Here is a 413-nt window from a genome sequence, read left to right as displayed (position 1 = left end):
ACCACAAAAATTTATCCCGAATATTTTTGAAGCTAAAGAATCAGATTTTATTAAAGCAACACATACTATTTATTGTAATAAAAATTTAGCAACTTATATAGAGTTACCGGTAGTAAAGTAATTTCTGAACAACCAAAAAATCATGAAAAATTTATTTCGCATCCTTATCATAATCATTGTAGTTGTAGGAATTATTGTTGTTGCAAGAACATTGATGCAAAAGCCCTGGCAGCATCATAAAGCAGAAGCACTCGTTCCATTACCGGATTCTGCCATCAGTCATTTCAGCAAAGGCATTCAGATTGCAACTATTTCTCCTGAAGACACTACACATATTGATACCCTTCATTTCAATGCATTCAGATTTTTTTTAGAACAATCTTATCCGCTCATTCATCAAAAACTTAACAGAA

The 413-nt window shown here is 32.0% G+C and carries 1 protein-coding gene; it reads left to right on the top strand.

The window, feature by feature from the left end:
- Positions 1-142: 142 nt before the first annotated feature.
- On the top strand, positions 143-413 hold a 271-nt coding region (locus E3E36_RS13070), incomplete at its 3' end, for a hypothetical protein (RefSeq protein ID WP_206203720.1).

The organism is Thermococcus sp. M36, from assembly GCF_012027355.1.
Classification (GTDB): Archaea; Methanobacteriota_B; Thermococci; order Thermococcales; family Thermococcaceae; genus Thermococcus.
The sequence above is the reverse complement of the archived record's forward strand: the minus strand, read 5'-3'. Positions and strand labels throughout refer to the sequence as shown.